Below are 26,853 nucleotides of genomic sequence, written 5' to 3'. Positions count from 1 at the left end.
CTCGTGGAACATCTGTCTTTGCGTCGCCGCATCTATGACCGCGGCCTGCGGGGCCTGCTCTACCTGTGCGCCGCCCTCACCATCGCCCTGCTGGTGTTTATGATCGGCTACGTCTTCTACCGTGGCCTGGGCGGCATCACCTGGGAGTTCCTCACCACCCAGCGCAGCCTCATCCGTGGCACCGACGGCATTCTGCCCAACATCCTCAACACCCTGTACATCATCCTTCTGTCCATGGTCATCGTGCTCCCCCTGGGTGTGGGAGCGGCCATCTACCTCACCGAGTACGCCACCAACCACAAGCTGGTGTCCATCATCGAGTTTGCCACCGAGACCCTCACTGGCATCCCCTCCATCATCTTCGGTCTGGTGGGTATGCTCTTCTTCCAGCAGGTTCTGGGCTTTAAGTACGGCATCCTGGGTGGCGGCCTCACCCTGGTCATCATGATTCTGCCCACCATCGTGCGTACCACCCAGGAGTCTTTGAAGACCGTGCCCCAGTCCTACCGGGAGGGCGCTCTGGGCCTGGGCGCCGGCAAGTGGCGCATGGTGCGCACCGTGGTGCTGCCCAACGCCGTGGACGGCATCGTCACCGGCTGCATCCTGGCCGTTGGCCGTATCGTGGGCGAATCCGCCGCCCTGCTCTTCACCGCCGGTATGGGCAGCGTGGTCAACAACTTCTTTGACGCCCTCACCACTTCCTCCGGCACCCTCAGCGTGGCCCTGTACGTGTACGTCAACGAAAACGGTGACGTGCAGAGCGCCCTGGCCGTGGCCGCTGTCCTGATGGTGATCACCCTGGTCATCAACCTCCTGGCCTCTGTGGCCGGCAGCCGTCTGAAGAACAAGTAAAGGAGAACTGCTCCCATGAACGCCATTTTAAAAACGGAGAATTTGAATCTGTGGTATGGCCAGAACCATGCCCTGAAGGATATCAATCTGGAGATGCCCCAAAACCAGGTCACCGCCCTCATCGGGCCTTCTGGCTGCGGTAAGTCCACCTTCCTCAAGACCCTGGACCGGATGAACGACCTGGTGCCCACGGTGAAGATCGAGGGCAAGGTGCTCTACCGGGACCAGAACATCTTTGACCCCCAGGTGGATGTGACCTGGCTGCGCCGTCACGTGGGCATGGTGTTCCAGAAGCCCAACCCCTTCCCCATGTCCATCTATGACAACATCGCCTATGGCCCCCGTACCCACGGCATCCACAACAAAAAGCAGCTGGATGAGATCGTGGAGAAGTCTCTGCGGGGCGCTGCCATCTGGGACGAGGTGAAGGACCGTCTGAAGAAGTCCGCCCTGTCCCTGTCCGGCGGCCAGCAGCAGCGTATCTGCATCGCCCGAGCCCTGGCCGTGGAGCCCGACGTGCTGCTCATGGACGAGGCCACTTCCGCTCTGGACCCCATCTCCACCTCCAAGATCGAAGATCTGATTGCAGAATTGAAAAAATCGTATACAATAGTAATCGTGACCCATAACATGCAGCAGGCCACCCGTGTGTCCGACCGCTGCGCCTTCTTCCTCCACGGCGAGTTGGTGGAGGCCGACGACACCGAGAAGCTGTTCTCCGTGCCAAAGGACAAGCGCACCGAGGACTACATCACCGGACGATTCGGCTAAGGAGGGACGCTGCATGAGAAAGACATTTGATGCCGAGCTGGTGGAGCTCAGCCACGAGCTCACCGCCATGGGTACTACCACCCAGGACGCCATCGACCTGGTTACCGCCTCCCTGACCCAGGGCAAGGCGGAGGGAGCCAAGGCCACCATCGCGATGCGCAACACCATGGACCAGATGGAGCGGGACATTGAGAACCGCTGCATGTCCCTGCTCATGCGCCAGCAGCCGGTGGCCCGGGACCTGCGCACCATTTCCGCTGCCATGAAGATGGTCACCGATCTGCAGCGCATTGGAGACCAGGCCGCCAACATCGCCGAGATCTCCCTGCTCATTGCCGAGAGCGGCGACAAGCCCGACGTGCCCGAGGAGATCGTGGCCATGAGCCGCCAGGCGGGGCTGATGGTGCGCCAGGCCATTGCCGCCTACGTGGACCGGGACGAGAACACCGCCCGGGCGGTCATCAACCTGGACGACGTGGTGGACGACCTGTTTGTCCAGCTCAAGAAGATTCTGGTGGAGCGCATTGCCTCCCGGGCCGACCACTCCGACCGTTCGGTGGACCTCATTATCATCGGCAAGTACTTGGAGCGAGTGGCCGATCACGCCGTGAACATTGCCAACTGGGCCATTTTCTGTGTCACCGGAGAAATTCAGTAAGAAAAAAGGAGAGAGGCACCATGACCCTTCGTATTGCGGTGGTGGAGGACGACGAGTCCATCCGCACCATGTTAGAGTATTATTTCAAATCCATGGGTCATGAGGTGTTGGCCTTTGAAAGCGGGGAGGACTTCTTTGATGCCGCCCCCGTGGCAGACCTGGCGCTGCTGGACGTGATGCTCCCCGGCATGGACGGGTTGGACATTGTCCGCCGTCTGAGAGGGGAGGAGGCCACGGCCAAGATGCCCATCATCATGCTCACCGCCCGTCAGACCGAGATGGACAAGGTCACTGCCCTGGACCTGGGGGCGGACGACTACATCTCCAAGCCCTTCGGGGTCATGGAGCTGCAAGCCCGGGTCAATGCCGTCATGCGCCGGGTGGGCGATCGGGACCCCATGCTTCGCTACCGGGACCTGGTCATCGACCCCGCCGGGCGCACCGTCACCCGGGGCGGGGAGGACATTGCCCTGACTTACAAGGAGTTCGAACTGCTGTGCCTGCTGGTGCGCCGCCGGGGCACCGTCCTCACCCGGGATGAGATTCTGGCCGCCGTGTGGAACTACGACTTCACCGGCGAGACCCGCACCGTGGACATGCACATCAAAGCCCTGCGCCAGAAGCTGGGGGAGGGCTATATCACCACGGTGCGCTCCGTGGGCTATAAGATGGGGTGAGAACCGATGAAGAAGAAACTGACCATATCCATTTTCCTCATTGCCGCTCTGTCGGTGCTGCTCTCTGGGGTGGTGGGTATCTGGACCTTCCACCAGCGGGAGATGGACACTGCCCGAGAAAACCTCACCGAGCTGCTGGCCCTCATGGACGCCCAGAACTACGAGACCTGGACGGAGGAGCTGCTGGAGCAGTTTACCAAGGCGGCCCCGGAAAAGCGCCTGACCATCATTTCCCCCGACGGCACCGTGCTGGGCGATACGGACAAGGAGTCCCGGGAGAACCACGCCACCCGTCCTGAGGTGGTGGAGGCCAAGGAAAACGGGGTGGGAGAGGACGTGCGCCGCTCCGCCACCACCGGCATCTACACCATTTACGTGGCCCGGGTGTTTACCGACGGCTACATCGGACGGGCAGCCATGTCCCTGTCCACCGTGGACACCCTGGTGGCCCAGACCGCTGTGGGCCTTGTGGCGGCTGCGGTGCTGTCTCTGGCGCTGGCTCTGCTGCTGGCCCGCCGTCTGGCGGCCTCCACCGCCAAGCCGGTGGAGGAGGCCGAGGTGGCCGTGCGCCAGGTGGACGAGACCCTGCAATCGGCACGCAGTGAGTTCACCGCCAACGTCACCCACGAGTTGAAAACTCCCCTCACTTCCATCAAGGGCTTTACCGATATGCTCTCTTCCGGAATGGTCACCAAGCCGGAGGATCAACAGCGGTTTTTGACCATGATTTCGGTGGAGGTGGACCGGCTGTCCAATCTGGTGGACGACATTCTCACTGTCTCCGAGCTGGAGACCGTGGCGGGAGCCAACGGCACCGAGCGGGCCCCGCTGAAGAGCATTGCCCAGGAGGTGCAGACCATCCTCCAGCCCCAGGCGGACAAGGCCGGGGTGAAGCTCAACGTCACCGGCGGCGAGGTGGTGGCCTGCATTGCCCCCGACCGCTTCAAGGAAGTGGCCATCAACCTGGTGGAGAACGCCATCAAGTACAACCGCAAGGGGGGACGGGTCACCGTCACCGTGGGTGTGGCAGAAGGTATGGCCCGCTTTGTGGTGGCGGACACCGGCATCGGCATCCCAGAAGAGAGCCAGAGCCGTGTCTTTGAGCGGTTCTACCGGGTGGATAAGGGCCGCAGTCGTGCCGCTGGCGGCACGGGACTGGGCCTGGCCATTGTTAAGCACATCGTGGCCCTGTACCAGGGCCAGATCAAGCTGGCCAGCGTGGTGGGCTCTGGCACCACTGTGTCGGTGACCCTGCCTCTGGCTAAGAACTGAATACGTACAAAATAAGGGCTGTCCACCGTGGACAGCCCTTATTTTGAGTAAATCTTCATTTAATATCCATGAGGTGGAGGAATGAACGCTCTAACCGCCCATGGTTCCGGCTTGCCAGCCTGGTGGTGACGCTTCCCGCTGGGGGTTCCTTTTGCTCGGTCAAAAGGCACCAAAACCCGCTTAGGGCGTTCCCCCCTAAGGACCTCCCTGGGGTACGAGGCTGGACCTGCGTCAAGTCTCGATTCGGCCCGTCACCCTTGCTGTGGCTTCTGTTACTGCCATCACACCAGGCTACCCTGGGTAGCTGGCCCTATGGCTGGGTGATTTCCCTATCCGGGCCTACCCTGGAGAAGCGGCGTTCCCACCGCCGGGAGCCACCGCCGCACCTCCATTGACCGTCGTAGGGGCCGGGCTTGCCCGGCCCGCTGGTTCTCTGGCAGTGCCCTGGAACATTCGGGAGGGGCAAGCCCCTCCCCTACGCCGGGGAATTCAAAAAATACACCGATGTTGGAGCTTTTTTGCGTGTTTACAAATTCTCGTTTTTCAGCGCCTCCACCAGCTGCTGCTTGCCAACCGTTCGGGCGGCGTAGGCCATGGTGGCAAACACCACCAGGAACACGCTCAGACAGGCGATGCCCAGGGGAATCCAGGGCACTTGGAAGGGGAGGGGATAGCCCTGGGCGATGGCGTCAAAGATGAGGTAGCTGAGGAAGATGGACACGGGAATGCCCAGAATCAAGGCCCGGGTGCCGTAGAGGATGCACTCAAAGCCCAGCATCCGCCGCATCTCCCGCGCCGTCATGCCCACCGACTGGAGCATGGCAAAGTCCCGGGTGCGCAGCATCACATTGGTGGAAATGGTGTTGAATACGTTGGTCATAGCAACCAGGGAGATGAGGGCGATGAACCCATAGGAGAACACATTGATGATGGTGATGAGGTTCCGGTTGGACTCGTCATATTCGGCGTTGTTAAACAGGTTGCCGGGACGCAGTTGCTGCTTGCCCAGCAAGTCCTTGATATCCTGCTCAGCCTGTTGGTGGTCCGAGGCCATTATATAGAAGTAATAGCTTCCCCGGGAGAGGTCCACGGGGAACTCCTCCAGCTGGGACATGGGATAGAGCACCGTCACAAGTCCACGGTTGGAGAGAAAATAGGGCCATTCTTTCTCCACCAAGGTCACCTCTATGGGTGTGATGTGGGCCACATCCTCCAGCGGGTAGAGGGTGGGCGTGCCGTTATCCGCATCAATATAGGGCACTTGGACGGTTCCGTCCAGCCCCTCCACGGGGGAGTCAGGGTAGTGGTTGGCCACCTGGTCAAAGGTGAGGGCCGACATGGACAGGGAGGAGGCTTCCAGCTGGTACAGGTACACGTATTTCTCTTGTTGAGAATCGAATTCCGTGATGCCGTCAAAGGCGATGCCGGAGGTGGCGGCGGGGTCCAGCTTCCGCGCTGCACACAGGGCCTGGTAGGTGTCGTCGTCTACAAAGCTCAGATCGAAGGGCTGGTAAATCGTCCCGTCCACCGGAGTGGACAGCGCTTGCATGTCCTGGCTCAAATCCTCCGGGCGGAAGCCACCGGTGAGCTGGAAGCTCAGAACATAGGCGGAGTCGTCCACGCTGTCCAACCCCCGCAGCTGGTCCAGCAGGGTGTCGGGGGATAGGTCGGTGTCCTCGGTGTAAAAGGGAAACGACAGGTCGTAGGTGTCCCCGCCGAAGGCCCCGCCCACGGATTTGGCCAGGGAGGAGGAAAAGGAGGAGGCGGAGACAAAGAGCACCACGCTGAGGAAGAGGCTGAACACGGTGGTGCGGTACTTTTTAGCGCTGCGTTTGTAGTACTTCACCCCCAGCACACCGGGCAGGCCGAAGAGTTTACGGGTCAAAAGAGAGGGACGTACCAGCTTTTTTGTGCCGTGGATGTCCTGGGACTGGCGGATGGCCTCCATGGCGGACACTTTGGTGGCGCGCCGGGAGGGAATCCAGGCGGAGAGCAGCACGGTCACCACACCCAGCACCACCGCCACCAGAACGCCCACCCAGGACACATGCAGCCGCATGGCCACTCCCCCTTGGGTGCTGGAGAAAGCAAAGAGTTTTCCCACAAAGTGGAGGGTAACCCCAATGCCCAGGATGCCGGACAGGATACCCAGGGGGACGCCAATGGCGCTGAGGACCAGGGCTTCAAAGCGCACCATGTTCCGCATCTGTTTTTTGGTGGCGCCCAGAGAGGAGAGCAGGCCGAACTGCCGGGTGCGCTCGGACACCGAGATGGCAAAGGCGTTGTAGATGAGCACCACCGAGGCGGCAATGATGATGACCATGACAATGGCGGCCAGGCGGTAGAGGACGGTGTAAAACGTATCATATCTGGATACGCCGGAGTACATCAGCACGTTGCGATTGTCCTGCTCTAAATCGTGGGCCTGTTGGAAGTCGTAGGCCTGGGTCATGTCCTCCATGGCCAGGTACACGTCACAGGTGGCATCCTCGGCCAGATTGGAGTCGGCCACGGTGAAGGCGGTATATCCTGGGGCGGAGTAGTCCTCCATTCCAAACCGCTGACAGATGCCTACCACGGTGTAGGTACGAGTGTCTGTGGCCTCCAGAGTCTCCTCGGTGTCAAGGTTGAACGGATTGTTTTGCCCCAGGGCGAAACCCTCGGACATGCGCTGTCCCAAGTCCAGGGTAAGGGTATCTCCCACCTGATAGCCCTGGGTGGAGTTGTCAAAAAAGTGCTGAGGTAGGACAATTTCATCGGGAGAAGTGGGCATGCGGCCCTGGGTGAGATGGATGGGGAGCAGATCAGCCCCGGTATCGGACAGACCCAGTACATAGAAATAGGGTTTGTACTCGTTGAAACTGCCCTCTGCCTGGGCATAGCCCAGGTGCTGCAAATAGACGGCTTCCGCCACGCCGTCGGCCTGGGACAGCTCCTGATATTCGCTGTAAGTGGTGTCCTTCTGGCCCAAGTGCCAGCTGCCGGAGGAGTACACACTGTCCTCCAGCATAAACTGCTGGAAGCTGGTGGTGAAGGTGGTCACGGCGCACAGCATGGCGGTGGACAGGATGATGCCAATGATGGTGACAATGGTGCGGGTGCGGTTTTGCTTGAGGGCCTGGAGGGTGAGCTTGTGCAGCACGTTCATGGACGGATCACCTCGTCCCGCACAATTTTACCGTCCTCAATGGCGATGATGCGGTCGGCCTGGAGGGCCAGCTGTTCATCGTGGGTGATGACAATGAGGGTCTGGTGATAGGTGCGGTTGGACAGCCGCAGCAGCTCCACGATCTCCTGGCTGTTTTTGGAGTCCAGGTTGCCGGTGGGCTCGTCGGCCAGCACCACCGCCGGGGCGTTCATCAACGCCCGACCGATGGACACCCGCTGCTGCTGGCCGCCGGAGAGCTGGTTGGGCAGGTGCCGCTCCCGGCCCCGCAGTCCCAGGGTGTCCAGCAGCTCACCCAGCCGCTTTTGGTTCACCTTCTGTCCATCCAGCTGGACGGGGAGGGTCATATTCTCCACCACGTCCAGCACAGGGATGAGGTTGTAAAACTGGTAGATCAGCCCCACCTGACGGCGGCGGAAGATGGCCAGCTTCTCCTCGTTTTGGGCGTACACGTCGCAGCCGTCCACATACACCTTGCCGCTGGTGGGTTTGTCCACGCCCCCCAGCAGGTGCAGCAGGGTGGACTTACCCGACCCGGAGGGGCCGATGATGGCCACAAATTCCCCTCGGTTCACGGAAAAGGACACGTCATCCAGGGCTTTGACTTGATTTTCCCCGGTGCCGTAGGTTTTGCACAAATGCTCCACACGAAGCAGTTCCATGTTCATTCCTCCTTTGGGATTGTGGCTACATCCTACCACACCCAGGTGACAGGCCGGTGACTTTTGGGTGACAGATCTGTCACAAAAGGGACCGCTTGGTCAGACGGTCCCCTTGTAAAAGCGTAACACGAATTGTGCCCCTTGGGGGGTGCGGTTGCGGGCCTGGATGGTGCCGCCCTGTCCGGTGACAATGCGCTGGGTCAGGGACAGGCCGATGCCAAAGCCGTGGGACGTGCGGGAAGAGCCACGGTAGAACCGCTCAAAGAGGTGGGGCAGGTCCTGGGGGTCAATCCCCGGCCCGGTGTCCTCCACCACCAGCTCACTAAATAGGGCATTTTCCCGCCCACGAACTGTAATCGAGCCCCCGGCGGGGGTGTGCTCCATGGCGTTTTTGATGAGATTGCCAACTCCTTCCGCCGTCCAGTGCACATCTCCAATAAAGGAGCCGGAACAGTCCACGGAGAAGGTCTGTTCCCGCAGCTCCATGGGGATGAGGAAGGGGGCGGCGGCTTGGCGCACCACCTCTTCTAGAGGTACCGTGTCCGAGCGGAAGGGGATGGTGCCAGCCTCCAGCTTGGACAGCTTGAGAAGGGTGGTCACCAGCCAGTCCATCTGGCTCAAAAGCTGGGCCAGCTCCCGGCACAGCTTGGCCCGCCGCTGGGGGGTGAGGTCCTCTTTATACAGCAGCTCCGCCACCAGATTCATGGAGGTGAGGGGAGTGCGCAGCTGGTGGGATAGGTCGGCCAGGGAGTTGGCCAGGTATACCTTGTCCGCTTGCAGGGCCTGCTGCTGCTCCCGCAGCCGCACCGTCATCTTGTGAATTTCACTGCGGAGAATGCCCAGTTCTCCCTCGCTGTATTCCTCTACTCCCAGGTGCTCCTCCCCGTGGAGGATGCGGTTGAGGGTCTGGGAGAGCTGGGCCAGTTCCCGGTCGGTGCGGGCGGCGTTCCACTCTGCCAAGCCCCAAAAGCCCAGGCACAGGGGGAGAAGGAGCAGCCCATGGAGTCCGCCCAGGTACCACCCGAACCCGGTGGCAGCCCCGGTGAGGGCCAGATACAGCAGCCGGGTGACGGTCTTGTGCTCCAAGGGATTCACCTCATTTCCGCCTTATAGCCAAGCCCCCGCACGGTCTTGATGAGGGTGGGGCTTTGGGGGTCGTCCTCGATTTTCTCCCGCAGCCGCTTGATGTACACCGTCAGGGTGTTGTCGTTGACAAAGTCTCCGGCGATGTCCCAGATACCCTCCAGCAACTGGCTTCGGGTGAGCACGGCTCCGGGGTGGTTGAGGAACATCAGCAGCAGCCGATACTCCAGGGCGGACAGGTTCAGGTCCCGGCCATCCTTGGTGGCGGTGCCCCGCACCGTGTCCACTTCCACACGGCCCAGGCGCACCAGTCCGCCGCCGCTGCCTGTGCGCCGCAGCACATTTTTGATGCGCATGAGCAGTTCCCGGGGGCGGAAGGGCTTGGGGATGTAGTCGTCCGCTCCCACCTCGAACCCGGTGACGGTGCTATACTCGTCCCCGGAGGCGGTGAGGAAAATCACCGGAAGGTGGTATAGGGCCTTGACCGCCGAGCACACCGCAAAGCCGTTGCCGTCAGCCAGGGAGATGTCCAGCAGGATGAGGTCGAACTGCTCTTGTTCCAGCCGCTCCAGGGCCAGGGCTTGACCCGATGTACTGCATACCCGGAAGCCCTCCCCCTCCAGATACTCGGTGAGGTTGTCCACAATGTGTTTGTCGTCTTCCACTAAGAGAATGGATTGCATAGTTTCACCCGCCTTTTTTGTCATGATACCATACATGCATGCCTTTTTCCAGGGAGAAACATGCCAAGAGTAACAGGAAGGCTTTCTCTTCTCCAATTTCTCAGGAGAATGTCCCCATCTTGGTGGGGACGCTCCGCTGGGCCCAATTTCTCAGCGATGAGAAATTGGGGAAAGAATCGCCAAAGGCGGGGCCTTCCCCCGCCTTGTGGAATCCACCCCGCGGTACTGGGTGGAGGGTGCACCTCCCTGTTTTCGGCCCTTGGCTGGGTGGAGCCACATTGATGGCATGGAATTTCCACAGAATGCACCTGCTTGTTGTGGAACATTATGCTTCTACCGCCAGGGCCTTACCCTGGTGTGCAACTGTTCCCAGTTGCCGGAGGTTTGGCTCCCGGCGGCGGGAACGCCGCTTCTCCAGAGTAGGCCCGGAGGTGGAAACCACCCAGTCATAGGGCCAGTTGCCATGGTGGCTTGGTGTGGTGGCAGAGACAGGGGCCACAGCAAGGGTGACGGGCCGAACACCAGCTTGACGCATTGACAGCCTCGTACCCCAAGGGAGGTACCTAGGGGGGAACGCCCTAGGCGGGTTTTGGTGACTTTTGCCCGAACAAAAGTCACCCCAGCGCCAGCGTCCCCGGCTGGGACGCAGGTTTGCGCCGGAGAAATCGGAGAAGTAGAGACTTCTAAAGCAGAGGAGGAGACAATGGGATGTATGCCCTATTGACACAGTAGGAAAATTGTCATAGAATCAAACCACTGTTTGAAAACAAAGGGAGAAGATCCTATGATTGAGTTAAAACATATCACCAAGCGCTTCCCCACCCCGGAGGGGGAGTTCACCGCCCTGAACGATGTGTCCCTGACCATTGGAGATGGGGATATCTTCGGCATTGTGGGCATGAGCGGGGCGGGCAAGTCCACCCTGGTGCGCTGCCTGAACCTGCTGGAGCGGCCCAGCCAGGGACAGGTGGTCATTGACGGGGAGGACCTGTGCGCCATGTCCCAAAAGGAGCTGACCCTGCGCCGCCGCTCCATCAGCATGATCTTCCAGCACTTCAACCTGCTCATGCAGCGCACCTGCCTGGACAACATCTGTTTCCCCATGGAGATTGCGGGGAAGAAGGGGCCTGAGGTGAAGAAAAAGGCCCGGGAGCTGCTGGACATTGTGGGCCTGCCCGACAAGGCGGACGCCTACCCCGCCCAACTCTCCGGCGGCCAGAAGCAGCGCATTGCCATCGCCCGTGCCCTGGCCTCCGACCCTAAGATTTTGCTGTGCGACGAGGCCACCTCCGCCCTGGACCCCAAGACCACCCGGGACATTCTGCGCCTCATTCAGGACATCAACCGCCGCCTGGGTATCACCGTGGTCATCATCACCCACGAGATGGGGGTTATCGAGGAGATCTGCTCCCATGTGGCCATTCTGGACCACGGCGTGCTCCAGGAGACGGGGACGGTGGAGGAGACCTTCTCCAACCCCAAGACCGAGGCGGGCCGCCGTCTGGTGTACCCCGACGGGGTCATCATCGACCAGCTGCCTGCGGCCAATGTCATCCGCATCGCCTTCAACGGCAGCTCCTCCTATGAGCCCCTCATCGCCTCCCTGGCCATGGACTGCCAGGTGAAGGTGAATATCCTGGGTGCCGACACCCGCAACGTGGACGGCAAGGCCTTCGGCACCATGCTGCTGGGCCTGCCGGAAAACGCAGAGGAGCGGGAGCGGGCCATCCAGTACATCAAGAATCAACCCAATGTGACCATGGAGGAGGTGCACGACTATCATGGATGAACTGTTTGGAACCCTGTTCGGCAACACGCCCCTGAGCCAACAGCTCATGTATCTGCAAATGGAGCTGGGCACCGCCATCTGGGAGACCATCTACTCCACCATCGTGGCCACCTTCTTCTCCTACGTCATCGGCCTGCCCCTGGGCGTCATTCTGGTCACCGGGGAGAAGGGCGGCGTGCGCCCCCTGCCCGGTTGGCTGATGAAGGTGCTCAACACCGTGGTAAACCTCCTGCGCTCCGTGCCCTTCCTCATCCTCATGGTTATGGTTATCCCCCTGTCCCGGATGATTCTGGGCACTTCGGTGGGCACCACCGCCTCCATCATCCCCCTGATCTGTGCCGCCTTCCCCTTTGTGGCACGCCTGGTGGAGGCCTCCCTGCGGGAGACCGACAAGGGCATTCTGGAGGCCGCCCAGGCTATGGGCTGCACCCCCATGCAGATCATCCGCAAGGTGATGCTGCCGGAGGCCCTGCCCTCCCTCCTCATCGGCTTCACCACCGCCTTTATCACCATTTTGAGCTATGGCGCCATGTCCGGCGCCATCGGCGGCGGCGGTCTGGGCAGCCTGGCCATCAACTACGGCTACCAGCGCAAGATGTATTTCATCCTCTATGTGTCCGTGGTGATTTTGGTGGTCATGGTCCAGGTGTTCCAGTCCCTGGGCACCCATTTCGCTGTGGCTCTGGACCGCCGGGTCACCAACAAGCGAGGTAAGTCTGCCCGGAAAGCACACCGGGGCGAGAAGGCCGGACTCCAATAAAATGTATAACACCGAGAGAGCGTGCCGCTCTCTCGGTGTTCGTTTTTGTGCAATCTGCTGGTTGACTTTTTCCCAACGGGTAGCTATACTCTTGCCCAGTAAAACAAAATACGGTTTCACAAAGGCAATGAAGAGAAGAGTAGACGTGAAGATACGGCACAGAGAGCCCGGGTAGCTGCAAACGGGTACGGAAGGTCACGGTGAACATGGTCTCGGAGCTGCGCACCGACTGCAAGGGCCCTTGCATAGGCTGCGACGGGAGTGCCCGTCATCGCACAGGAGTATCGGATGGTAGTAGCTGACCCTCCCGCACTCTCTAAGGCGACGTTCCGTGAGGGGGTCGTGAAACAAGGTGGTACCACGAAGCGAAGGCTCTCGTCCTTGACAGAATTGGATTTCTGTTAAGGGCGTTTTTGTTTTATGTATCGAAAAAGGAGAGGTTTTTATGAAAAAGAAGATTTTAGCTCTGACCCTGGCCTGTGCGGCCACTCTGTCCCTGCTGGCTGGCTGCGGCGGCAAGAAAGACGACAAGACCGTGGTGGTGGGCGCATCCCCCACCCCCCACGCCGGCATTCTGGAGGTGGCCAAGGACATCATGGCCGAAGAGGGGTATAACCTGGAGATCAAGACCTTCAACGACTACATCATGCCCAACGAGGCGGTGGAGGACGGCTCCATTGACGCCAACTACTTCCAGCACATTACCTACATGAACGACTTCAACGCCAGCAACGGCACCCACCTGGTGAGCGTGGCCGAGATCCACTACGAGCCCTTCGGCCTGTATGCTGGCAAGACCGCTTCCATTGACGCTCTGCCCGACGGCGCTCAGATCGCCGTGCCCAACGACGCCACCAACGAGGCCCGGGCGCTGCTGCTGCTGGAGCAGGAGGGGCTCATCACCCTGAACAAGGACGCCGGCATCAACGCCACCATCCTGGACATTGTGGACAACCCCAAGAACCTGGAGATCGTGGAGCTGGAGGCCGCCCAGATTCCCTCCCGTCTGGCGGACGTGGATCTGGCGGTCATCAACGGCAACTATGCCATCGGGGCTGGACTGAAGGTGTCCGATGCCCTGGCCATTGAGTCCGCCGACGGTGCTGCCGCTACTGCCTATGTCAACGTCCTGGCGGTGAAAGAGGGCCGGGAGAACGACGAGGCCATCCAGGCCCTGGTGAAGGCCCTCAAGTCCGACGAGGTCAAGGAGTACATGGAGGAGACCTATCAGGGCTCTGTGGTGCCCGTATTCTAAGGCACTTACCCCTGAAATTTCTGCATCAGACTGTCCCACCACTCCAGCACCTTAAAGCGCAGGACGTATTCCCCGTCCTGGCCGGAGATGAGGGAGATCTGGTCCTCACTGAGTACCCCGGAGGCGGAGGTCTCCACGCTCTCCTCACTCACCGATCCCACGCACAGAGGGGGGTACACCACGCACCACCAGTTGTGGCCCACCCCATCCCCCAGAATCACCTGGAGGGAGCGGTAGGTGCCGGCGGGCAGGGCGAAGTCGGTGTACTCCCGGGTGGGAAACCACACGTCCTGAATGGACACGGTGATGGGGTAGTCCATCCCCGCTTCACGGAGTACCTGCGCTCCCGCCTGGGCCAGCTCGTTGAGGTGGGGCTCAAGGGCCTGCTGGGCCTCCGCCTGACCCTGCACCCCATCCAGATAGGGGGTGGCGGCGGAGAGAATGGCGTCCCGCACCTGGAGCTTCACCGCTTGATCGGCGTCGCTGTCCGAGTTGGCCACCACGTGGAGGCGCAGCACCTCGTCGGCCAGGGCGCTCTGGGTCACGCTGGCCCACATGCCGATGGTGAGGAGGATGGCGAAGGCCATGAGAAGAGCCGCTTCCCAGCGGTACAAACGATGGGTATACATAAAAAACACCGTCCTAAGTAAGAGATTGAAGTCTCTTACAGTATGGACGGTGTTTTTATTGTTTAGTCCAAAAAATGCAAGCATTTTTTGGAGGGGATGCAGCCATGAGAGAATTATAATTTGTGCCGCTGTGGCGGCACACCATAATTATTCATTATTCACTATTCATTCTTCATTACATCCTGACTGTGTCAGGATGTCAGACCGGTTGGCACACGAACACATCTTTGTACTGCTTTCTCAAGGCGTCGGCGGCGTTTTGGGCCTGGGCCTCATCCTCATAGAGCCCAAACACGGTGGGGCCGCTGCCCGACATGACAGCCCCCAGAGCGCCGTACTCAATGAGGGTGGACTTGATTTCGTCCACCGTCTGGCGGTGGCGGGGCTCCAGCACGTCCTCAAAGACGTTGTACAGCCGCCGCGCCACCCCCTGCAAGTCGCCCGCCTCCAGGGCCTTCACCAGACCCTGAGTGTCGGGGCGACAGGTGATTTTCTTCACATTCACCCGGCCAAACAGCTGGGGGGTGGAGATGGGGAAGGGGGGCTTGCACACCACGATATAGCAGGGGGGCAGAGGGGAGATGGGGGTGACCCGCTCCCCTCGGCCCTCCACCAGGGCGGTGCTCCCCACCACGCAGTAGGGCACGTCGGAGCCCACGGTGGCTCCAATGTCCGCCAGCTCCAGGGGGGACAGATTGGTGTGGTACATCTCATTCATGGCCCGCAGCACGGCGGCGGCGTCAGAGCTGCCCCCCGCCATGCCCGCACACACGGGGATGTGCTTGTCAATGTGGATGTCCAGCACCTCCCCCTGCCCGGTGGCCGAGCGGAAGGCAGCGGCGGCCTTTTGGGCCAGGTTGCTGTCGTCGGAGGGGAGAAAGGACAGGTTGGTGGACATGCTACCCTCACCGGGGGTGAGGGTGAGGGTGTCGGTGAGGTCGATGGACACCATCACCATCTGCAAGTCGTGGAAGCCATCGTCCCGGCGGCGGAGAATGTCCAGGGACAGATTCAGCTTGGCATAGGCTTGTTTCTCCATGTGCATCCTCCGCCCTTTAGTCCATGGCGGCCTCAATGGCCTCCAGCAACTGGTCGTACTCCTCCAGGGCGGGCACTTCGGGGTGCTCGGCCTGGATGGCGGGGGTGCTCTTGAAGAGGAACCCGGCCTTGCTGGCCCCGATCATGCCCAGGTCGTTGTAGCTGTCCCCAGCGGCGATGGTGGTAAAGCCCGCCGACTGGAGAGCCTTCACCGTGGTGAGCTTGGACTGGGGGCAGCGCATCTGGTGCCCGGTGATGGTGCCGTCCGGGGCCACCTCCAGGGTGTTGCAGAAGATGGTGGGCCAGCCCAATTTTTTCATCAGGGGCTGGGCAAACTGCTCGAAGGTGTCGCTGAGGATGATGACCTGGGTCTTCTCCCGCAGAGCGTCCAGGAACTCCTTGGCCCCGGGCAGAGGGTCCAGGGTGGCGATGGTCTCCTGGATGTCGGACAGTTTCAGCCCGTGCTGGGCCAGAATATCCAGGCGATAGCGCATCAGCTTGTCGTAGTCCGGTTCGTCCCGGGTGGTGCGCTCCAGCTCGGGGATGCCCCGGGCCTGGGCGAAGGCAATCCAGATCTCAGGGACCAGCACGCCCTCCAAATCCAGACAGGTGATGTACATAGCCGGTTCCTCCTTTTTCATATATGGTTACAGGGTGCCCAAGAACCGCTCCAGGCGGGTAAGGGCCTCGGTGAGGTTTTTCATGGAGGCGGCGTAGCAGGCCCGTACAAAGCCCTCGCCGCCGGGTCCGAAGGCAGAGCCGGGGATCACCGCCACGTGCTCCTGCTCCAGGAACCGGTCGCAGAATTCCTCGCTGGACAGTCCGGTGGAGCGGATGCAGGGGAAGACGTAGAAGGCACCCCGGGGCTCGAAGCAGTCCAGCCCCAGCTGGCGGAAGCCATCCACCAGGAAACGGCGGCGGCCGTCGTACTCCTGCTTCATGGTCTCAATGTCCCGGTCCCCGTGTTCCATGGCCTCGATGGCGGCGTACTGGCTGGTGGTGGGAGCGGACATGATGCCGTACTGGTGCAGCTTGGTCATGGCGGCGATGAGCTCCTTGGGTCCGCACACGTACCCCATACGCCAGCCGGTCATAGAATATGCCTTGGAGAAGCCGTTGATGACAATGGTGCGCTCGTACATGTCGGGAATGTTGGCCATGGACACGTGGTGCTGGCCATAGGTGAGCTCGGCATAGATCTCGTCGGACACCACCATAATATTGGTACCCCGCAGCACCTCCGCCAGGGCCTCCAAATCCTCCCGGTGCATGATGCCGCCGGTGGGGTTGTTGGGGAAGGGGAGCACCAGAATCTTGGTGCGGGGGGTGATGGCGGCTTTCAGCTCCTCGGGGGTGAGGCGGAACTCGTTTTCCACCTTGGTCTCCACGTACACGGGTACGCCGTGAATCATGGACACCAGGGGCCCATAGCACACGAAGGAGGGGGTGGGGATGATGACCTCGTCCCCCGGCTCCAGCAGACAGCGGAAGGCCAAATCCAGGCCCTCACTGCCGCCCACGGTGACCAGGGTCTGGCCGATGGGCTGATACTCCAGGTCAAACCGCCGCTTCAGATAGCGGCAGATGGCCCGGCGCAGGTCGGAGAGTCCGGCGTTGGGGGTGTACTTGGTAAAGCCCTTTTCCAGGGAGTAGATACCCGCATCCCGGATGTGCCAGGGGGTCTGGAAGTCCGGCTCTCCCACGCCCAGGGAGATGGCGTCGTCCATCTCCGCCATGATGTCGAAGTATTTCCGAATGCCGGAGGGAGGCACTTCCTGAATGCGCTGGCTTAAAATCTGTTTATAATCCATCATTCCAATACGAACCTCTCTTCCTGTTCCTCCTGCACCGGGAAAATCAGGTGCTTCTCTTTGTATTTCTTCAGGATGAAGTGGGTGGCGGTGCCGGTGACGCCCTCCATGGGGGCCAGCTTCTCACCCACGAACCGGGCCACCTCCTGCAAGGTGCGTCCCGAGATGATGACGGTGAAGTCGAAGGAACCGCTCATCAAAAAGAGGGATTCCACTTCATCATATTGGTAAATGCGCTGGGCAATGCGGTCGAAGCCGTCGCCCCGCTGGGGGGTGACCTTCACCTCAATGAGGGCGGTGACAGACTCCCGGTGGGTACGGTCCCAGTCCACAATGGCCTTGTAGCCCAGAATCACACGATTCTTCTCGTAGTCGGCAATGGCTGCTGCCACGTCCTCCTGGGTAGAACCGGTCATAGATGCCAATTGAGCGGGGGTGAGGGTGCAATCATTTTCCAAAAGTTGCAGCAGCTGTTTCATGGTACGTCCTCCTTTGCTTATTTCACCGCTTTTTCTCCCTGCAACCCGGGGGTTGTATGGAGAAATGTGGTTGAAACGTATTATACACTTTACCATAGTGCAATGCAATCCCCATTGTGGGGCGGAGAAAGGTGGGATTTTGCTTCTTGCAAGATTTGTAAAAAGGTGCTTCCCATGGTGGGAGGGGAGTGGTATAATATGCAGTTGTGTGAATTGATACAAATTCATGGTGCAATTTAGAAAGAAGGAGGCAGTGTGGATGGACTATACCATGCTAATTGACCGAATTCTGGAAGCAGAACGATCTGCCCGGGATGTAGCGGAAGAGGTAAAGACCCAGAAAGCCAATTTCGAGGCAGAATTGGAGCAGGAAAAGGCTGCAATTCGACAGAAGTATCTGGATCGCGCCAAAGCCTGGCTGGAGGAGCTGAAAAGCCAGGAGGAAGAGAAGAAAGAGCAGCTGATTGCTGCCCAGAAGGTGCGTTTGGATGACGCAAACGCCAAAATGGAGCGGGCGTACACTCGGTATGGGGACAACTGGGTGCATACGTTGTTCCACCAGACGGTTGACATTCCGTGAGCGCCGGATATGAGGCCCTGGCCACCAAGGCCAAGGCCATCTATGGCAAGCGCATCACCCGGCAGGACCTGGAGCATCTGGCCGGGATGCGCTCGGTGGACGACGTGCTGGCCGAGCTGCGCCAGCTGCCTGGGTGGAGCCATGCAGCGGAGCATCTGCCCCAAGATGCTCTCTTGACCCGTGCCACCCTGGAGACCGCTCTGCGGGAGCAGATTCGCCGGGAATACCTGAGCTTGATGGCCTTTGTGCCCCACAAGGACCGGGCCGTCATGGGCTTTCCCATTATGCGGGCGGGGATGGACGAGATCTTGGCCGCCCTGCGCCACCTCCACGCCAGTATTTATAAGGAAGTGGAGCCGCTTCCCCCGGCCTTTATGAGCCACACCCGGGTGGATGTGCAGGCCCTGCGCCGCTGCACCACCTATGACGGGCTGGTGGAGGCCACACGGGGGAGTATCTACCACGACGCCCTGGAGCGGCTGCGCTCCGCCGACGGTGCTCTGCCCGACTACGGCGTCACCGAGGCGCTGCTGAGCGGGGTATACTACCAAAAGCTCCAGTCCATCATCCGCCGGAAATACGACGGAGATGTGCGCCGGATTATGGAGAAATCCGTGGGCAGTCAGGTGGATATGCTCAACCTCATGCACATTTTGCGCATGAAGCGGTATTTCCCCCAGGAGGACAACTACCTGCCGGTGCTGCTGCCCTACCACTACAAGCTCAAGCCCCAGATGATTCACGCCATGTGCGCCGCCCCCAACGCCGAGGCGGTGCTGGAGCTGGCCCAGCAGACCCCCTATGGCCGCATCTTTGACCAGCAGAGCGGGGAGGACTTGAATTATCTCTACACCGCCACCATTTACCGCACCAGCCGCCGCCAGCTGATGATGGGCAAACCCTCCATTTACAGCGCCGTGGCGCTGATGAACCTGCGAGAGATTGAGCTCAAAGCGGTGGTGTCCGCGGTGGAGGCGGCAAAATACCAGATGGCCCTGAATCCGTCCATACTGGACATGATGGACCGCTGAGGAGGGAGTACATGTCTGTTCAAGCAATGAAGTTTGTCACGGTCACAGGCCCGCTGCCGGAATTTGAAGCGGTGGTGCGCCAGTGTGTCGTGGACCGACCGTTTCACCCGGAGAGCGTGTTACAGGTGATGCACCGCAACAACCACCTGCGGTCCCTGAACATGCCCAACCAGGTGATGCCTCTGCTGCGGCAAGCAGAGGAAGTGCTCACCCGGCTGGAATTGGAGCCGGAATACCGCCCCTTTGCCGAGGGGGCAGACCTGGAAGAGGGCCAGAGATATCTGGATGACCTCACCCAGCAGCTGGACCAGATGGACCAGTGGGAGGAGGCTCTGCGCCAGGAGGAGGCGGACGACCGCTCTTCCGTATCCCAGCTGGAGAAGCTGGCTGGCATCTCGGTGCAGCTGGACACCCTGCGCAACATGGACCACCTGTCCTTCCGCTTCGGGCACCTGCCTGAGGACAGCTACCGCACCTTCTCCGAGGTGCTGGACAAGCGGGAGGACTGCTTCTTCTTCCCCACCCACACCGAGAACAACCAAGTATACGGCTGTTACTTCGCCCTCAAGGCCCGGGAGGAGAAGGTGGACGCCCTCTTCGACTCCATGCACTTTGTGCCCGTGCCCCTGGACGAGCGCCTGGGCGGCACCGCTCAGGAGGCCATTGAGGCCCTGCGCCACGAGATGGAGGACGACGAGCAGACCCTGGGACAGCTGAAAAACCAGCGCCAGGACCTGGCCCAGCAGCAGAAGGACCACCTCTTGAGCCTGCGGTCCTGGCTGTGCCGGGAAAACCAGGTCATGGAGATGCGCCGTTTCGGCGCCCGCTCCAAAGAGACCTTCTACCTCATGGGCTGGGTGCCCGAGGACGATCTGCCCGAGTTCTTGGCCCGGGTGGACGCCTATGGTAAGCTGGACTATGTGGTGGACAAGGCGGAGGAGACCGAGCTGACCCCGCCCACCAAGCTGAAAAATTCCCTGTTGGGCCGGATTTTCGAGCCCTTCCTGCGGATGTACGGCCTGCCCAACTACCACGAGTATGACCCGTCCTCCTTCATGGCCATCACCTACTGCATCTTCTTCGGCATCATGTTCGGAGACGTGGGGCAGGGCATTGGCCTGGCTCTCATCGGTCTGTTCCTGGCCACCAAGAAAAAGATGTGGCTGGGCAAGATCATCGTCTGCTGCGGCATCTCCTCCACCATATTCGGATTTGTCTACGGCTCGGTGTTTGGCTTTGAGGACATCCTCCCAGGCTTCAAGATCTTGGAGGGCAACAACGTGGTGTACCTGCTGGTGGCCTCTCTGGCCATGGGCGTGGTGATGTTGGCCTTTGTGATGGTGCTCAATGTGCTCAACGGCATCCGTCAGCACGACTTTGACAAGATTTTCTTTGGCCCCAACGGCCTGGCCGGGATGGTGTTCTATCTAGGCCTCATCATTGCCGCTATGGTGACTCTGCTCACCGGGTTCAGCCTGTTCCGGGTGTGGTACGTCCTGCCGGTGCTGGTGCTGCCCCTGGTCCTCATCCTGTTCCGGGAGCCCCTGTCCGCACTGGCGGAGGGGAAAGAGGATTGGAAGCCCGAATCTCTGGGGGCCTTGCTGGTCTCCGGCTTCTTCGAGCTGTTTGAGACCCTGCTGTCCTTCCTCACCAACACCCTGTCCTTCCTGCGTGTGGGCGCCTATGCCATCACCCACGTGTGTCTGATGCTGGTCATCCACACCATGGCAGGGGCTAACCTCAACCCCATCGTCCTCATTCTGGGCAACCTGTTTGTCATGGGCTTTGAGGGCCTGCTGGTGGGTATCCAGGTGCTGCGTCTGGAATTCTACGAGCTGTTCGGCCGGTTCTATCAGGACAGCGGCCGGGAGTATAGCCCCCGCATCATCGACTATACGGCGAAAAATTCTTAATCCATCCCAAAAACACAAACATTGGAGGTCATTATTATGAAAATTATCCTGTTTATCCTGGGCTCCCTGATGCTGTTCCTGCCCCTGGTGACCATTGCCGTCAAGAAGCTCACCGGCGCTTCCGCCCGCCACGCCCTGCTGGGCAACATCGCCATGTTCTGCGGCCTGTTCGTGATCACCGCTGTGCTGGGCCTCACCGGGGCCTCCGCTGCCGCCCCCGACGCTGCCGCTGCCACTGGTGCCGCTGCGGACGGTCTGGCCACTGGTCTGAAGTACATCGGCGCCGGTCTGGCTGTGGGCCTGTCCGGCATCGGCGGCGGCATCGCCGTGTCCTCCTCCGCTTCCGCCGCTCTGGGCGCCATCTCCGAGAACGACTCCATGTTCGGTAAGTCCCTGATCTTCGTGGGCCTGGCCGAAGGCGTGGCTCTGTACGGCCTGATCATCGCCCTGGTGCTCCTTTTCGTATCCTAATGGAGACCACCCATGCGTTACTTTGTCATCTCCGATAATACGGACACCCAAGTGGGTCTGCGCCTGGCCGGAGTGGAGGGCGTGGTGGCCCGCAGCAAAGAGGAGGCGGAGAAGGCCATTCAAAAGGCTCTGGCCGACGACACGGTGGGCATTCTGCTCATCACCGAGAGCCTGGCCCAGCTGTGTGCCGACCAGCTGGGGGATTGGAAGATGAGTGGCCGCACCCCCCTGGTGGTGGAGATTCCAGACCGACATGGAACTCGCAACCACGATGCCATTGGCCGATACATCCGGGAGGCCATTGGAGTCAAGCTCTAACTGGACAGGCAAGTCCCATATGACAAGGAGGGATCTCAACATGCCAGAACAAACCGAAAAGCTGCTTCACTTCACCGAAGAGGTGGTGCGCAACGCCGCCCAGCAGAGTGAGCAGATGAAGAAAGAATTGGAAGAGCAGCGGGCTGCCGCTCTGGCGGAGGCCAAAATTGAGGCCAAGGACGCTGCCCGGTCCTATTACGATAAGGAGGCCGCCCGCATTCGGGCGGAGTCCGGCCGGGAGGTGTCCCGGCACCTGATGGACAGCAAGCGCCAGATCTATCTGCGCCGCAAGGAGATCACCCAGGAGGTGTTTGAGCAGGTGTGTGAGCGCATCCGCACCTTTACCGGCACCCCTGACTACTATGACCACATGGTGCAGATGCTCCGCCGTGCCATGGAGCAGCTGCCCGGCGCTCAGGCGGTGACGGTGCAGCTGCGGGGGGAGGACATGTCCTTCGCCCCCAAGCTCTCCGCCGCCCTGGCCCCTGTGAAGGTGGAGTGCCAGGAGGGAAGCTTCTCCCTGGGCGGCTTCATCCTCCAGTGCAGCCAGCTGGGCCTGCGGGTGGACTGCTCCTTCGACAACCGGCTGGACGAGCTGGCCGGCCACTTCGCCGAGTCCTTCGGGCTGTCCCTGTCCGATGACTTGGACGAGATGTAAGGAGGGGGAAGTGGAATGAGTGAATATCGCATTTACAGTGTCAACGGCCCTGTGGTAAAGGTGGTAGGCGGCAAAGGCCTGGCCATGATGGACATGGTGTTTGCCGGCGACCAGCAGCTCATCGGCGAAGTGGTGGGCGTGGAAGGGGACATGACCACCGTGCAGGTGTACGAGGACACCGCCGGACTGGCCCCCGGTCAGCCGGTCACCACCACCGGGTCCCCCATGGCCCTGATGCTGGGCCCCGGCCTGCTGGGCAACATCTTCGACGGCATTGCCCGCCCCTTGAAGAGCCTGGAGGCCATCTCCGGCCCCTTCCTGGGTCGAGGGGTCAACATCCCCGCCCTGGACCTCTCCAAGAAATGGGACGTGGAGATCACCGTGAAAGAGGGAGACCCCGTCAAGCCCGGCACCCTCTACGCCCAGTGCCAGGAGACCTCCGCCATCCTCCACCGCTGCCTCACCCCCGCCGGACTCAACGGCACCGTCACCCGGGTGATGCCCAATGGCCCCTACACCGTGGAGGACGTGCTGGTGGAGGTCACCGATGCCCGAGGCAAGGTGACGAGTCTGAAACTGGCCACCCGGTGCACCATTCGAGGCGCCCGGCCCATCGCCCAGCGTCTGCCCATCCACCGCCCCCTCATCACGGGTCAGCGGATTCTGGACACCCTCTTCCCCATCGGCAAGGGGGGCGCCGCCGCCATCCCCGGCCCCTTCGGCGCCGGCAAGACCATGACCCAGCACCAGCTGGCCAAGTGGTCGGACGCAGACATCATCGTCTACTTAGGCTGCGGCGAGCGTGGCAACGAGATGACCCAGGCCCTGGAGGAGTTCTCCGAGTTGAAGGACCCCCGCACCGGGCTGCCCCTGATGAACCGTACCATCTTGATTGCCAACACCTCCAACATGCCGGTGGCCGCCCGTGAGGCTTCGGTGTACACCGGCATGACCATCGCCGAGTATTACCGGGACATGGGCTACCACGTGGCCCTCATGGCCGACTCCACCTCCCGCTGGGCCGAGGCGCTCCGTGAGATCTCCGGCCGCCTGGAGGAGATGCCCGCCGAAGAGGGCTTCCCCGCCTACCTGGCCTCCCGTCTGGCCGAGTTCTATGAGCGGGCGGGCTATGTGGAGACGTTGGAGGGCAAGGAGGGCTCCGTCACCGTCATCGGCGCCGTGTCCCCCCAGGGCGGCGACTTCTCCGAGCCGGTGACCCAGAACACCAAGCGCTTTGTCCGCTGCTTCTGGGCCCTGGACCGCAGCCTGGCCTACGCCCGGCACTTCCCCTCCATCAACTGGCTCAACTCCTACTCGGAGTACACCGTGGATTTTAAGGACTGGTACAGTGAGAACGTCTCCCCGGACTTCGCCCCCTGCCGTCAGCGCATTGCCAACCTGCTGCGGGAGGAGAGCCAGCTCATGGAGATCGTCAAGCTCATTGGCTCGGACATTCTCCCTGAAAACCAGAAGCTCATCATGGAGACTGCCCGCCTCATCCGCCTGGGCTTCCTCCAGCAGAACTCCTATAACCCGGTGGACACCTACGTGCCCCTGAAAAAGCAGCTGCTGATGATGCAGACCATTCTGCGCCTCTACGACGGGGTGAAGGAGGGCATTGACCGCTCCATCCCCCTGTCCCAGTACACCGCCACCGGCATCTTTGACACGGTGGTGAAGATGAAGTACGAGATTCCCAACGAAGACCTGTCCAAGTTCGACGACTATGCCGCCATGATCGACAAAGCCCTGGAGCAGGTCAACACTGCCAATAGCTGAGGTGACTGCCATGAGATTGGAATATACCGGACTATCTGACCTGAACGGCTCCCTGGTGGCCCTGGAAGGGGTCTCCGGCGTGTCTTACGACGAGATGGCCGAGCTGGTGATGGCCGACGGCTCCCGCCGCTATGGCCGTGTCATTCTCATCGAGGGCGACCGGGCGGTGCTCCAGGTGTTTGAGGGCACCCGTGGCATCTCTCTGGAGAACACCTCCACCCACTTCACCGGAAAGCCCATGGACATTGCCCTGTCCAAGGAGATGCTGGGCCGTGTCTTTGACGGCGCGGGCCGCCCCATTGACGGCCTGGGCGAGCTGTACCCCGACGAGCGGCGCAACATCAACGGCTCCGCCATCAACCCGGTGAGCCGCCAGTACCCCCGCAGCTGCATCTACACCGGCGTATCCGCCATCGACGGCACGTCTACCCTGATTCGTGGCCAGAAGCTGCCCATCTTCTCTGGCGCTGGTATGGCTCACAACGAGCTGGCCGCCCAGATGGTACGCCAGGCCCACGTGGCCGGGGACGACGGGGAGTTCGCCATCGTCTTTGCCGCCATGGGCGTGAAAAACGACGTGGCCGAGTTCTTCCGCCGCAACTTTGAGGAGTCCGGGGCTCTGCCCCGGGTGGCCATGTTCCTGAACCTGGCCTCCGACCCCATCATTGAGCGTATCCTCACCCCCCGCTGCGCCCTCACCGCCGCCGAGTATCTGGCCTTCAACCACGGCTATCACGTGCTGGTGGTGATGACCGACATGACCTCCTACTGCGAGGCCGTGCGTGAGTTCTCCTCCTCCAAGGGCGAGATTCCCTCCCGTAAGGGCTTTCCCGCCTACCTGTACTCCGACCTGGCCTCTCTGTACGAGCGGGCGGGCATGATCGTGGGCAAGAAGGGCTCGGTGACCCAGGTGCCCATCCTCACCATGCCCAACGACGACATCACCCACCCCATCCCCGACCTGACGGGCTACATCACTGAGGGCCAGATCGTGCTGGACCGGAACATGGACCAGTCCGGGGTCTATCCCCCCATCAACATCCTGTCCTCTCTGTCCCGTCTGATGAAGGACGGCATCGGCGAGGGCTACACCCGGGCCGACCATCCCGCCCTGTCCAACCAGCTGTTTGCCTCCTACTCCAAGGTACAGGACGCCCGCAGCCTGGCCTCGGTCATCGGCGAGGATGAGCTGTCCCCCCTGGACCAGCAGTACCTGCGCTTTGGCCGGGCCTTCGAGCAGTACTTTGTCCGCCAGGGCCAGCAGGAGGACCGCACCCTGGAGCAGACCCTGGAGCTGGGCTGGGCCCTGCTGTCCATCCTGCCCAAAGGCGAGCTGGACCGCATCAGCGACAAGGAGCTGGAAGAGCACTACAAGGAAGGGGCCTTCGAGTCCCTGGGCGAGCTGTGATGGGACACGTGACGGAAAGGGGGTGGCCCAATGGCTGCCATTCTGCCCACCAAGGGTAACCTCATGGCCGCCAAGCGCTCCCGGGCGCTGGCAACCACCGGCTATGAGCTGATGGACCGGAAGCGGAACATTCTGGTCCGTGAAATGATGACACTGATGGAGGACGCCTCCCGCATCCAGCGGGAGATTGACCAGGTCTTCCAGTCCGCCTATATCGCCCTGGCCAAGGCAAACATCGAGCTGGGCCTGTGCGACCGCATCGCGGAGGGCGTGGAGCCGGACAACAGTCTGGACGTGCGCTGGCGCTCGGTGATGGGGGTGGAGCTGCCCCACATCCCGGACAACACCCCGCCTTTAAGCCCCACCTATGGCTTTGCCTATACGTCCCCCGCCTTCGACCAGGCCTACATCCAGTTTGCCAAGGTCAAGGATTTGACCCGGCGTATGGCGGAGGTGGAGATCTCCATCTACCGCCTGGCCCAGGCCATCAAGAAGGCCCAGAAGCGGGCCAACGCCCTGAAAAACATCGTCATCCCCGACCTGGACAACACCATTCGCTTCATCACCGAGGCGTTGGAGGAAAAGGAACGGGAAGAGTTTGTGCGCCTGAAGGTCATCAAGCGCCAGACGGGCAAATAACCGAAAAAAATACCCCTGAGACGCACAAACGAGTCTCAGGGGTATTTTTCTGCTTATTCGCTGCGGATGGTGTCCTGATTGGTATTCTGGATGCCGTTCTCGTCCTGGGTGACGGTGATGGCATAGTCGTGAATCTCCCACAGGGAGGCGGCAGCTGGGATGGACAGATCCAGGGATAGGTGGACTACATTCCCTTCCAGGGTGATGCCGTCCTCCTCCCGGTAGACGGTGTAGGAGTCTTGGGCCAGCTCCAACTGCTGGGTCACGCCGTTGTCACCCAGAAGGAACAGGGTGGAGGAGGAGCCGCTCTCGGTGTCTTTGGCGATGACAGCCGCATGGATGGGGGCGGTGTCCGGGCTGCCCACGGCGTAGTCCAGCAGCTCATAGCCGGGGTGGTCCTGGGAGAAGGTCTCCACAAAGGCCTCCGCCTCCTCCTCATAGGGGTTGGGCGTGGGGGCCACCGTGGGGGTG

General features: G+C 61.0%; 27 protein-coding genes and 1 other annotated feature. Of the genes, 17 read left to right on the top strand and 10 right to left on the bottom strand.

The features are described 5' to 3' along the window. Positions 1-3: 3 nt before the first annotated feature. Genes pstA through B5F12_RS07675 form a run of 5 tightly spaced genes read left to right on the top strand, consistent with a single transcriptional unit; the run spans position 4 to position 4,230 of the window. Positions 4-852: a phosphate ABC transporter permease PstA gene (gene pstA, locus B5F12_RS12030; protein ID WP_087232767.1), complete on the top strand. Its 849-nt coding sequence runs from the start codon at positions 4-6 to the stop codon at positions 850-852. A 15-nt stretch (positions 853-867) separates the two neighbouring features. Continuing rightward, positions 868-1,623, top strand: a complete 756-nt coding sequence (pstB, locus tag B5F12_RS12025; protein ID WP_087232764.1) for a phosphate ABC transporter ATP-binding protein PstB — start codon at positions 868-870, stop codon at positions 1,621-1,623. A gap of 13 nt (positions 1,624-1,636) precedes the next feature. After that, positions 1,637-2,281: a phosphate signaling complex protein PhoU gene (gene phoU, locus B5F12_RS07685; RefSeq protein WP_087232761.1), complete on the top strand. Its 645-nt coding sequence runs from the start codon at positions 1,637-1,639 to the stop codon at positions 2,279-2,281. Between the two features lie 20 nt (positions 2,282-2,301). Continuing rightward, positions 2,302-2,958, top strand: a complete 657-nt coding sequence (locus B5F12_RS07680) for a response regulator transcription factor (RefSeq protein ID WP_087232758.1) — start codon at positions 2,302-2,304, stop codon at positions 2,956-2,958. Between the two features lie 6 nt (positions 2,959-2,964). Then, complete coding sequence (locus B5F12_RS07675) at positions 2,965-4,230, top strand: ATP-binding protein (RefSeq protein WP_087232755.1); 1,266 nt, start codon at positions 2,965-2,967, stop codon at positions 4,228-4,230. A gap of 526 nt (positions 4,231-4,756) precedes the next feature. Here B5F12_RS07675 and B5F12_RS07670 read toward each other — a convergent pair. The 4 genes from B5F12_RS07670 to B5F12_RS07655 form a co-directional block, all read right to left on the bottom strand. Further along, positions 4,757-7,378 carry an ABC transporter permease gene (locus B5F12_RS07670; protein ID WP_087232752.1) on the bottom strand — a complete coding sequence of 874 codons (2,622 nt, stop codon included), beginning with the start codon at positions 7,376-7,378 and terminating at the stop codon, positions 4,757-4,759. Continuing rightward, complete coding sequence (locus B5F12_RS07665) at positions 7,375-8,058, bottom strand: ABC transporter ATP-binding protein (RefSeq protein ID WP_087232749.1); 684 nt, start codon at positions 8,056-8,058, stop codon at positions 7,375-7,377. The genes B5F12_RS07670 and B5F12_RS07665 overlap by 4 nt, the downstream gene beginning before the upstream one ends. A gap of 99 nt (positions 8,059-8,157) precedes the next feature. After that, on the bottom strand, positions 8,158-9,153 hold the full coding sequence (locus tag B5F12_RS07660) for a HAMP domain-containing sensor histidine kinase (protein ID WP_087232746.1): 996 nt from the start codon (positions 9,151-9,153) through the stop codon (positions 8,158-8,160). After that, entirely contained in the window at positions 9,150-9,824 is a 675-nt protein-coding gene (locus B5F12_RS07655) for a response regulator transcription factor (RefSeq protein ID WP_087232742.1), read from the bottom strand. Before B5F12_RS07655 ends, B5F12_RS07660 begins: the two co-directional genes overlap by 4 nt. Positions 9,825-10,608: 784 nt before the next feature. Here B5F12_RS07655 and B5F12_RS07650 point away from each other — a divergent pair. The 3 genes from B5F12_RS07650 to B5F12_RS07640 all read left to right on the top strand — a co-directional run bounded on the left by B5F12_RS07650 (position 10,609) and on the right by B5F12_RS07640 (position 13,628). Next, positions 10,609-11,613, top strand: a complete 1,005-nt coding sequence (locus tag B5F12_RS07650; RefSeq protein WP_087232739.1) for an ATP-binding cassette domain-containing protein — start codon at positions 10,609-10,611, stop codon at positions 11,611-11,613. Positions 11,614-11,671: 58 nt separating this feature from the next. Continuing rightward, positions 11,672-12,373, top strand: coding sequence for a methionine ABC transporter permease (locus B5F12_RS07645; RefSeq protein ID WP_087232820.1), 702 nt, complete (start codon positions 11,672-11,674; stop codon positions 12,371-12,373). A 118-nt stretch (positions 12,374-12,491) separates the two neighbouring features. After that, positions 12,492-12,759, top strand: a binding site (T-box leader). A 59-nt stretch (positions 12,760-12,818) separates the two neighbouring features. Then, positions 12,819-13,628 carry a MetQ/NlpA family ABC transporter substrate-binding protein gene (locus B5F12_RS07640; protein ID WP_087232736.1) on the top strand — a complete coding sequence of 270 codons (810 nt, stop codon included), beginning with the start codon at positions 12,819-12,821 and terminating at the stop codon, positions 13,626-13,628. A gap of 5 nt (positions 13,629-13,633) precedes the next feature. Here B5F12_RS07640 and spoIIR read toward each other — a convergent pair whose 3' ends face one another. The 5 genes from spoIIR to B5F12_RS07615 form a co-directional block, all read right to left on the bottom strand. Then, entirely contained in the window at positions 13,634-14,257 is a 624-nt protein-coding gene (spoIIR, locus tag B5F12_RS07635; RefSeq protein ID WP_087232733.1) for a stage II sporulation protein R, read from the bottom strand. Positions 14,258-14,456: 199 nt separating this feature from the next. Further along, positions 14,457-15,296 carry a 4-(cytidine 5'-diphospho)-2-C-methyl-D-erythritol kinase gene (gene ispE / locus B5F12_RS07630; protein WP_242954920.1) on the bottom strand — a complete coding sequence of 280 codons (840 nt, stop codon included), beginning with the start codon at positions 15,294-15,296 and terminating at the stop codon, positions 14,457-14,459. Between the two features lie 16 nt (positions 15,297-15,312). Beyond that, positions 15,313-15,915, bottom strand: a complete 603-nt coding sequence (gene thrH, locus B5F12_RS07625) for a bifunctional phosphoserine phosphatase/homoserine phosphotransferase ThrH (protein WP_087232728.1) — start codon at positions 15,913-15,915, stop codon at positions 15,313-15,315. A gap of 27 nt (positions 15,916-15,942) precedes the next feature. Next, entirely contained in the window at positions 15,943-17,106 is a 1,164-nt protein-coding gene (locus B5F12_RS07620) for an aminotransferase class I/II-fold pyridoxal phosphate-dependent enzyme (RefSeq protein ID WP_087232817.1), read from the bottom strand. Then, a complete protein-coding gene (locus B5F12_RS07615; protein ID WP_087232725.1) occupies positions 17,106-17,585 on the bottom strand; it encodes an Lrp/AsnC family transcriptional regulator in 480 nt (159 codons plus the stop codon). Before B5F12_RS07615 ends, B5F12_RS07620 begins: the two co-directional genes overlap by 1 nt. A 259-nt stretch (positions 17,586-17,844) precedes the next feature. Here B5F12_RS07615 and B5F12_RS07610 point away from each other — a divergent pair, with 259 nt between their 5' ends. Genes B5F12_RS07610 through B5F12_RS07570 form a run of 9 tightly spaced genes read left to right on the top strand, consistent with a single transcriptional unit; the run spans position 17,845 to position 26,382 of the window. After that, positions 17,845-18,165, top strand: coding sequence for a hypothetical protein (locus tag B5F12_RS07610; RefSeq protein ID WP_087232722.1), 321 nt, complete (start codon positions 17,845-17,847; stop codon positions 18,163-18,165). Beyond that, positions 18,162-19,196 (top strand): V-type ATPase subunit, encoded by a 1,035-nt coding sequence (locus tag B5F12_RS07605; protein ID WP_087232719.1) that lies wholly within the window; start codon positions 18,162-18,164, stop codon positions 19,194-19,196. The genes B5F12_RS07610 and B5F12_RS07605 overlap by 4 nt, the downstream gene beginning before the upstream one ends. 11 nt (positions 19,197-19,207) lie before the next feature. Beyond that, on the top strand, positions 19,208-21,109 hold the full coding sequence (locus tag B5F12_RS07600) for a V-type ATPase 116kDa subunit family protein (RefSeq protein ID WP_087232716.1): 1,902 nt from the start codon (positions 19,208-19,210) through the stop codon (positions 21,107-21,109). Between the two features lie 36 nt (positions 21,110-21,145). Beyond that, on the top strand, positions 21,146-21,580 hold the full coding sequence (locus B5F12_RS07595; protein ID WP_087232712.1) for an ATP synthase subunit C: 435 nt from the start codon (positions 21,146-21,148) through the stop codon (positions 21,578-21,580). A gap of 12 nt (positions 21,581-21,592) precedes the next feature. Beyond that, positions 21,593-21,898: a V-type ATP synthase subunit F gene (locus B5F12_RS07590; RefSeq protein ID WP_087232709.1), complete on the top strand. Its 306-nt coding sequence runs from the start codon at positions 21,593-21,595 to the stop codon at positions 21,896-21,898. 40 nt (positions 21,899-21,938) lie between these two features. After that, positions 21,939-22,556, top strand: coding sequence for a V-type ATP synthase subunit E (locus B5F12_RS07585; RefSeq protein WP_158096778.1), 618 nt, complete (start codon positions 21,939-21,941; stop codon positions 22,554-22,556). Between the two features lie 15 nt (positions 22,557-22,571). After that, positions 22,572-24,335, top strand: a complete 1,764-nt coding sequence (locus B5F12_RS07580; RefSeq protein WP_087232703.1) for a V-type ATP synthase subunit A — start codon at positions 22,572-22,574, stop codon at positions 24,333-24,335. Between the two features lie 10 nt (positions 24,336-24,345). After that, complete coding sequence (locus B5F12_RS07575; protein ID WP_087232700.1) at positions 24,346-25,743, top strand: V-type ATP synthase subunit B; 1,398 nt, start codon at positions 24,346-24,348, stop codon at positions 25,741-25,743. 30 nt (positions 25,744-25,773) lie between these two features. Continuing rightward, positions 25,774-26,382: a V-type ATP synthase subunit D gene (locus B5F12_RS07570; RefSeq protein ID WP_087232697.1), complete on the top strand. Its 609-nt coding sequence runs from the start codon at positions 25,774-25,776 to the stop codon at positions 26,380-26,382. Between the two features lie 53 nt (positions 26,383-26,435). Here the strand turns inward: B5F12_RS07570 and B5F12_RS11870 are convergent. Further along, a partial coding sequence (locus B5F12_RS11870; RefSeq protein WP_087232694.1) for a hypothetical protein occupies positions 26,436-26,853 on the bottom strand: 418 nt, incomplete at its 5' end.

Origin of the sequence: Pseudoflavonifractor sp. An176, from assembly GCF_002160435.1 — a bacterium.
Lineage (GTDB): Bacteria > Bacillota > Clostridia > Oscillospirales > Oscillospiraceae > Enterenecus > Enterenecus faecium.
This window is presented reverse-complemented; position numbering and strand designations above follow the sequence as displayed.

Excerpts from the sequence above, each read along its gene's own strand:
- pstB (WP_087232764.1), top strand. The coding sequence starts at position 868 with ATGAACGCCATTTTAAAAACGGAGAATTTGAATCTGTGGTATGGCCAG.
- phoU (WP_087232761.1), top strand. The coding sequence starts at position 1,637 with ATGAGAAAGACATTTGATGCCGAGCTGGTGGAGCTCAGCCACGAGCTC.
- B5F12_RS07680 (WP_087232758.1), top strand. The coding sequence starts at position 2,302 with ATGACCCTTCGTATTGCGGTGGTGGAGGACGACGAGTCCATCCGCACC.
- B5F12_RS07675 (WP_087232755.1), top strand. The coding sequence starts at position 2,965 with ATGAAGAAGAAACTGACCATATCCATTTTCCTCATTGCCGCTCTGTCG.
- B5F12_RS07670 (WP_087232752.1), bottom strand. The coding sequence starts at position 7,378 with ATGAACGTGCTGCACAAGCTCACCCTCCAGGCCCTCAAGCAAAACCGC.
- B5F12_RS07665 (WP_087232749.1), bottom strand. The coding sequence starts at position 8,058 with ATGGAACTGCTTCGTGTGGAGCATTTGTGCAAAACCTACGGCACCGGG.
- B5F12_RS07655 (WP_087232742.1), bottom strand. The coding sequence starts at position 9,824 with ATGCAATCCATTCTCTTAGTGGAAGACGACAAACACATTGTGGACAAC.
- B5F12_RS07650 (WP_087232739.1), top strand. The coding sequence starts at position 10,609 with ATGATTGAGTTAAAACATATCACCAAGCGCTTCCCCACCCCGGAGGGG.
- B5F12_RS07645 (WP_087232820.1), top strand. The coding sequence starts at position 11,672 with ATGGAGCTGGGCACCGCCATCTGGGAGACCATCTACTCCACCATCGTG.
- B5F12_RS07640 (WP_087232736.1), top strand. The coding sequence starts at position 12,819 with ATGAAAAAGAAGATTTTAGCTCTGACCCTGGCCTGTGCGGCCACTCTG.
- spoIIR (WP_087232733.1), bottom strand. The coding sequence starts at position 14,257 with ATGTATACCCATCGTTTGTACCGCTGGGAAGCGGCTCTTCTCATGGCC.
- ispE (WP_242954920.1), bottom strand. The coding sequence starts at position 15,296 with ATGGAGAAACAAGCCTATGCCAAGCTGAATCTGTCCCTGGACATTCTC.
- thrH (WP_087232728.1), bottom strand. The coding sequence starts at position 15,915 with ATGTACATCACCTGTCTGGATTTGGAGGGCGTGCTGGTCCCTGAGATC.
- B5F12_RS07620 (WP_087232817.1), bottom strand. The coding sequence starts at position 17,106 with ATGGATTATAAACAGATTTTAAGCCAGCGCATTCAGGAAGTGCCTCCC.
- B5F12_RS07615 (WP_087232725.1), bottom strand. The coding sequence starts at position 17,585 with ATGAAACAGCTGCTGCAACTTTTGGAAAATGATTGCACCCTCACCCCC.
- B5F12_RS07610 (WP_087232722.1), top strand. The coding sequence starts at position 17,845 with ATGGACTATACCATGCTAATTGACCGAATTCTGGAAGCAGAACGATCT.
- B5F12_RS07600 (WP_087232716.1), top strand. The coding sequence starts at position 19,208 with ATGTCTGTTCAAGCAATGAAGTTTGTCACGGTCACAGGCCCGCTGCCG.
- B5F12_RS07595 (WP_087232712.1), top strand. The coding sequence starts at position 21,146 with ATGAAAATTATCCTGTTTATCCTGGGCTCCCTGATGCTGTTCCTGCCC.
- B5F12_RS07590 (WP_087232709.1), top strand. The coding sequence starts at position 21,593 with ATGCGTTACTTTGTCATCTCCGATAATACGGACACCCAAGTGGGTCTG.
- B5F12_RS07585 (WP_158096778.1), top strand. The coding sequence starts at position 21,939 with ATGCCAGAACAAACCGAAAAGCTGCTTCACTTCACCGAAGAGGTGGTG.
- B5F12_RS07580 (WP_087232703.1), top strand. The coding sequence starts at position 22,572 with ATGAGTGAATATCGCATTTACAGTGTCAACGGCCCTGTGGTAAAGGTG.
- B5F12_RS07575 (WP_087232700.1), top strand. The coding sequence starts at position 24,346 with ATGAGATTGGAATATACCGGACTATCTGACCTGAACGGCTCCCTGGTG.
- B5F12_RS07570 (WP_087232697.1), top strand. The coding sequence starts at position 25,774 with ATGGCTGCCATTCTGCCCACCAAGGGTAACCTCATGGCCGCCAAGCGC.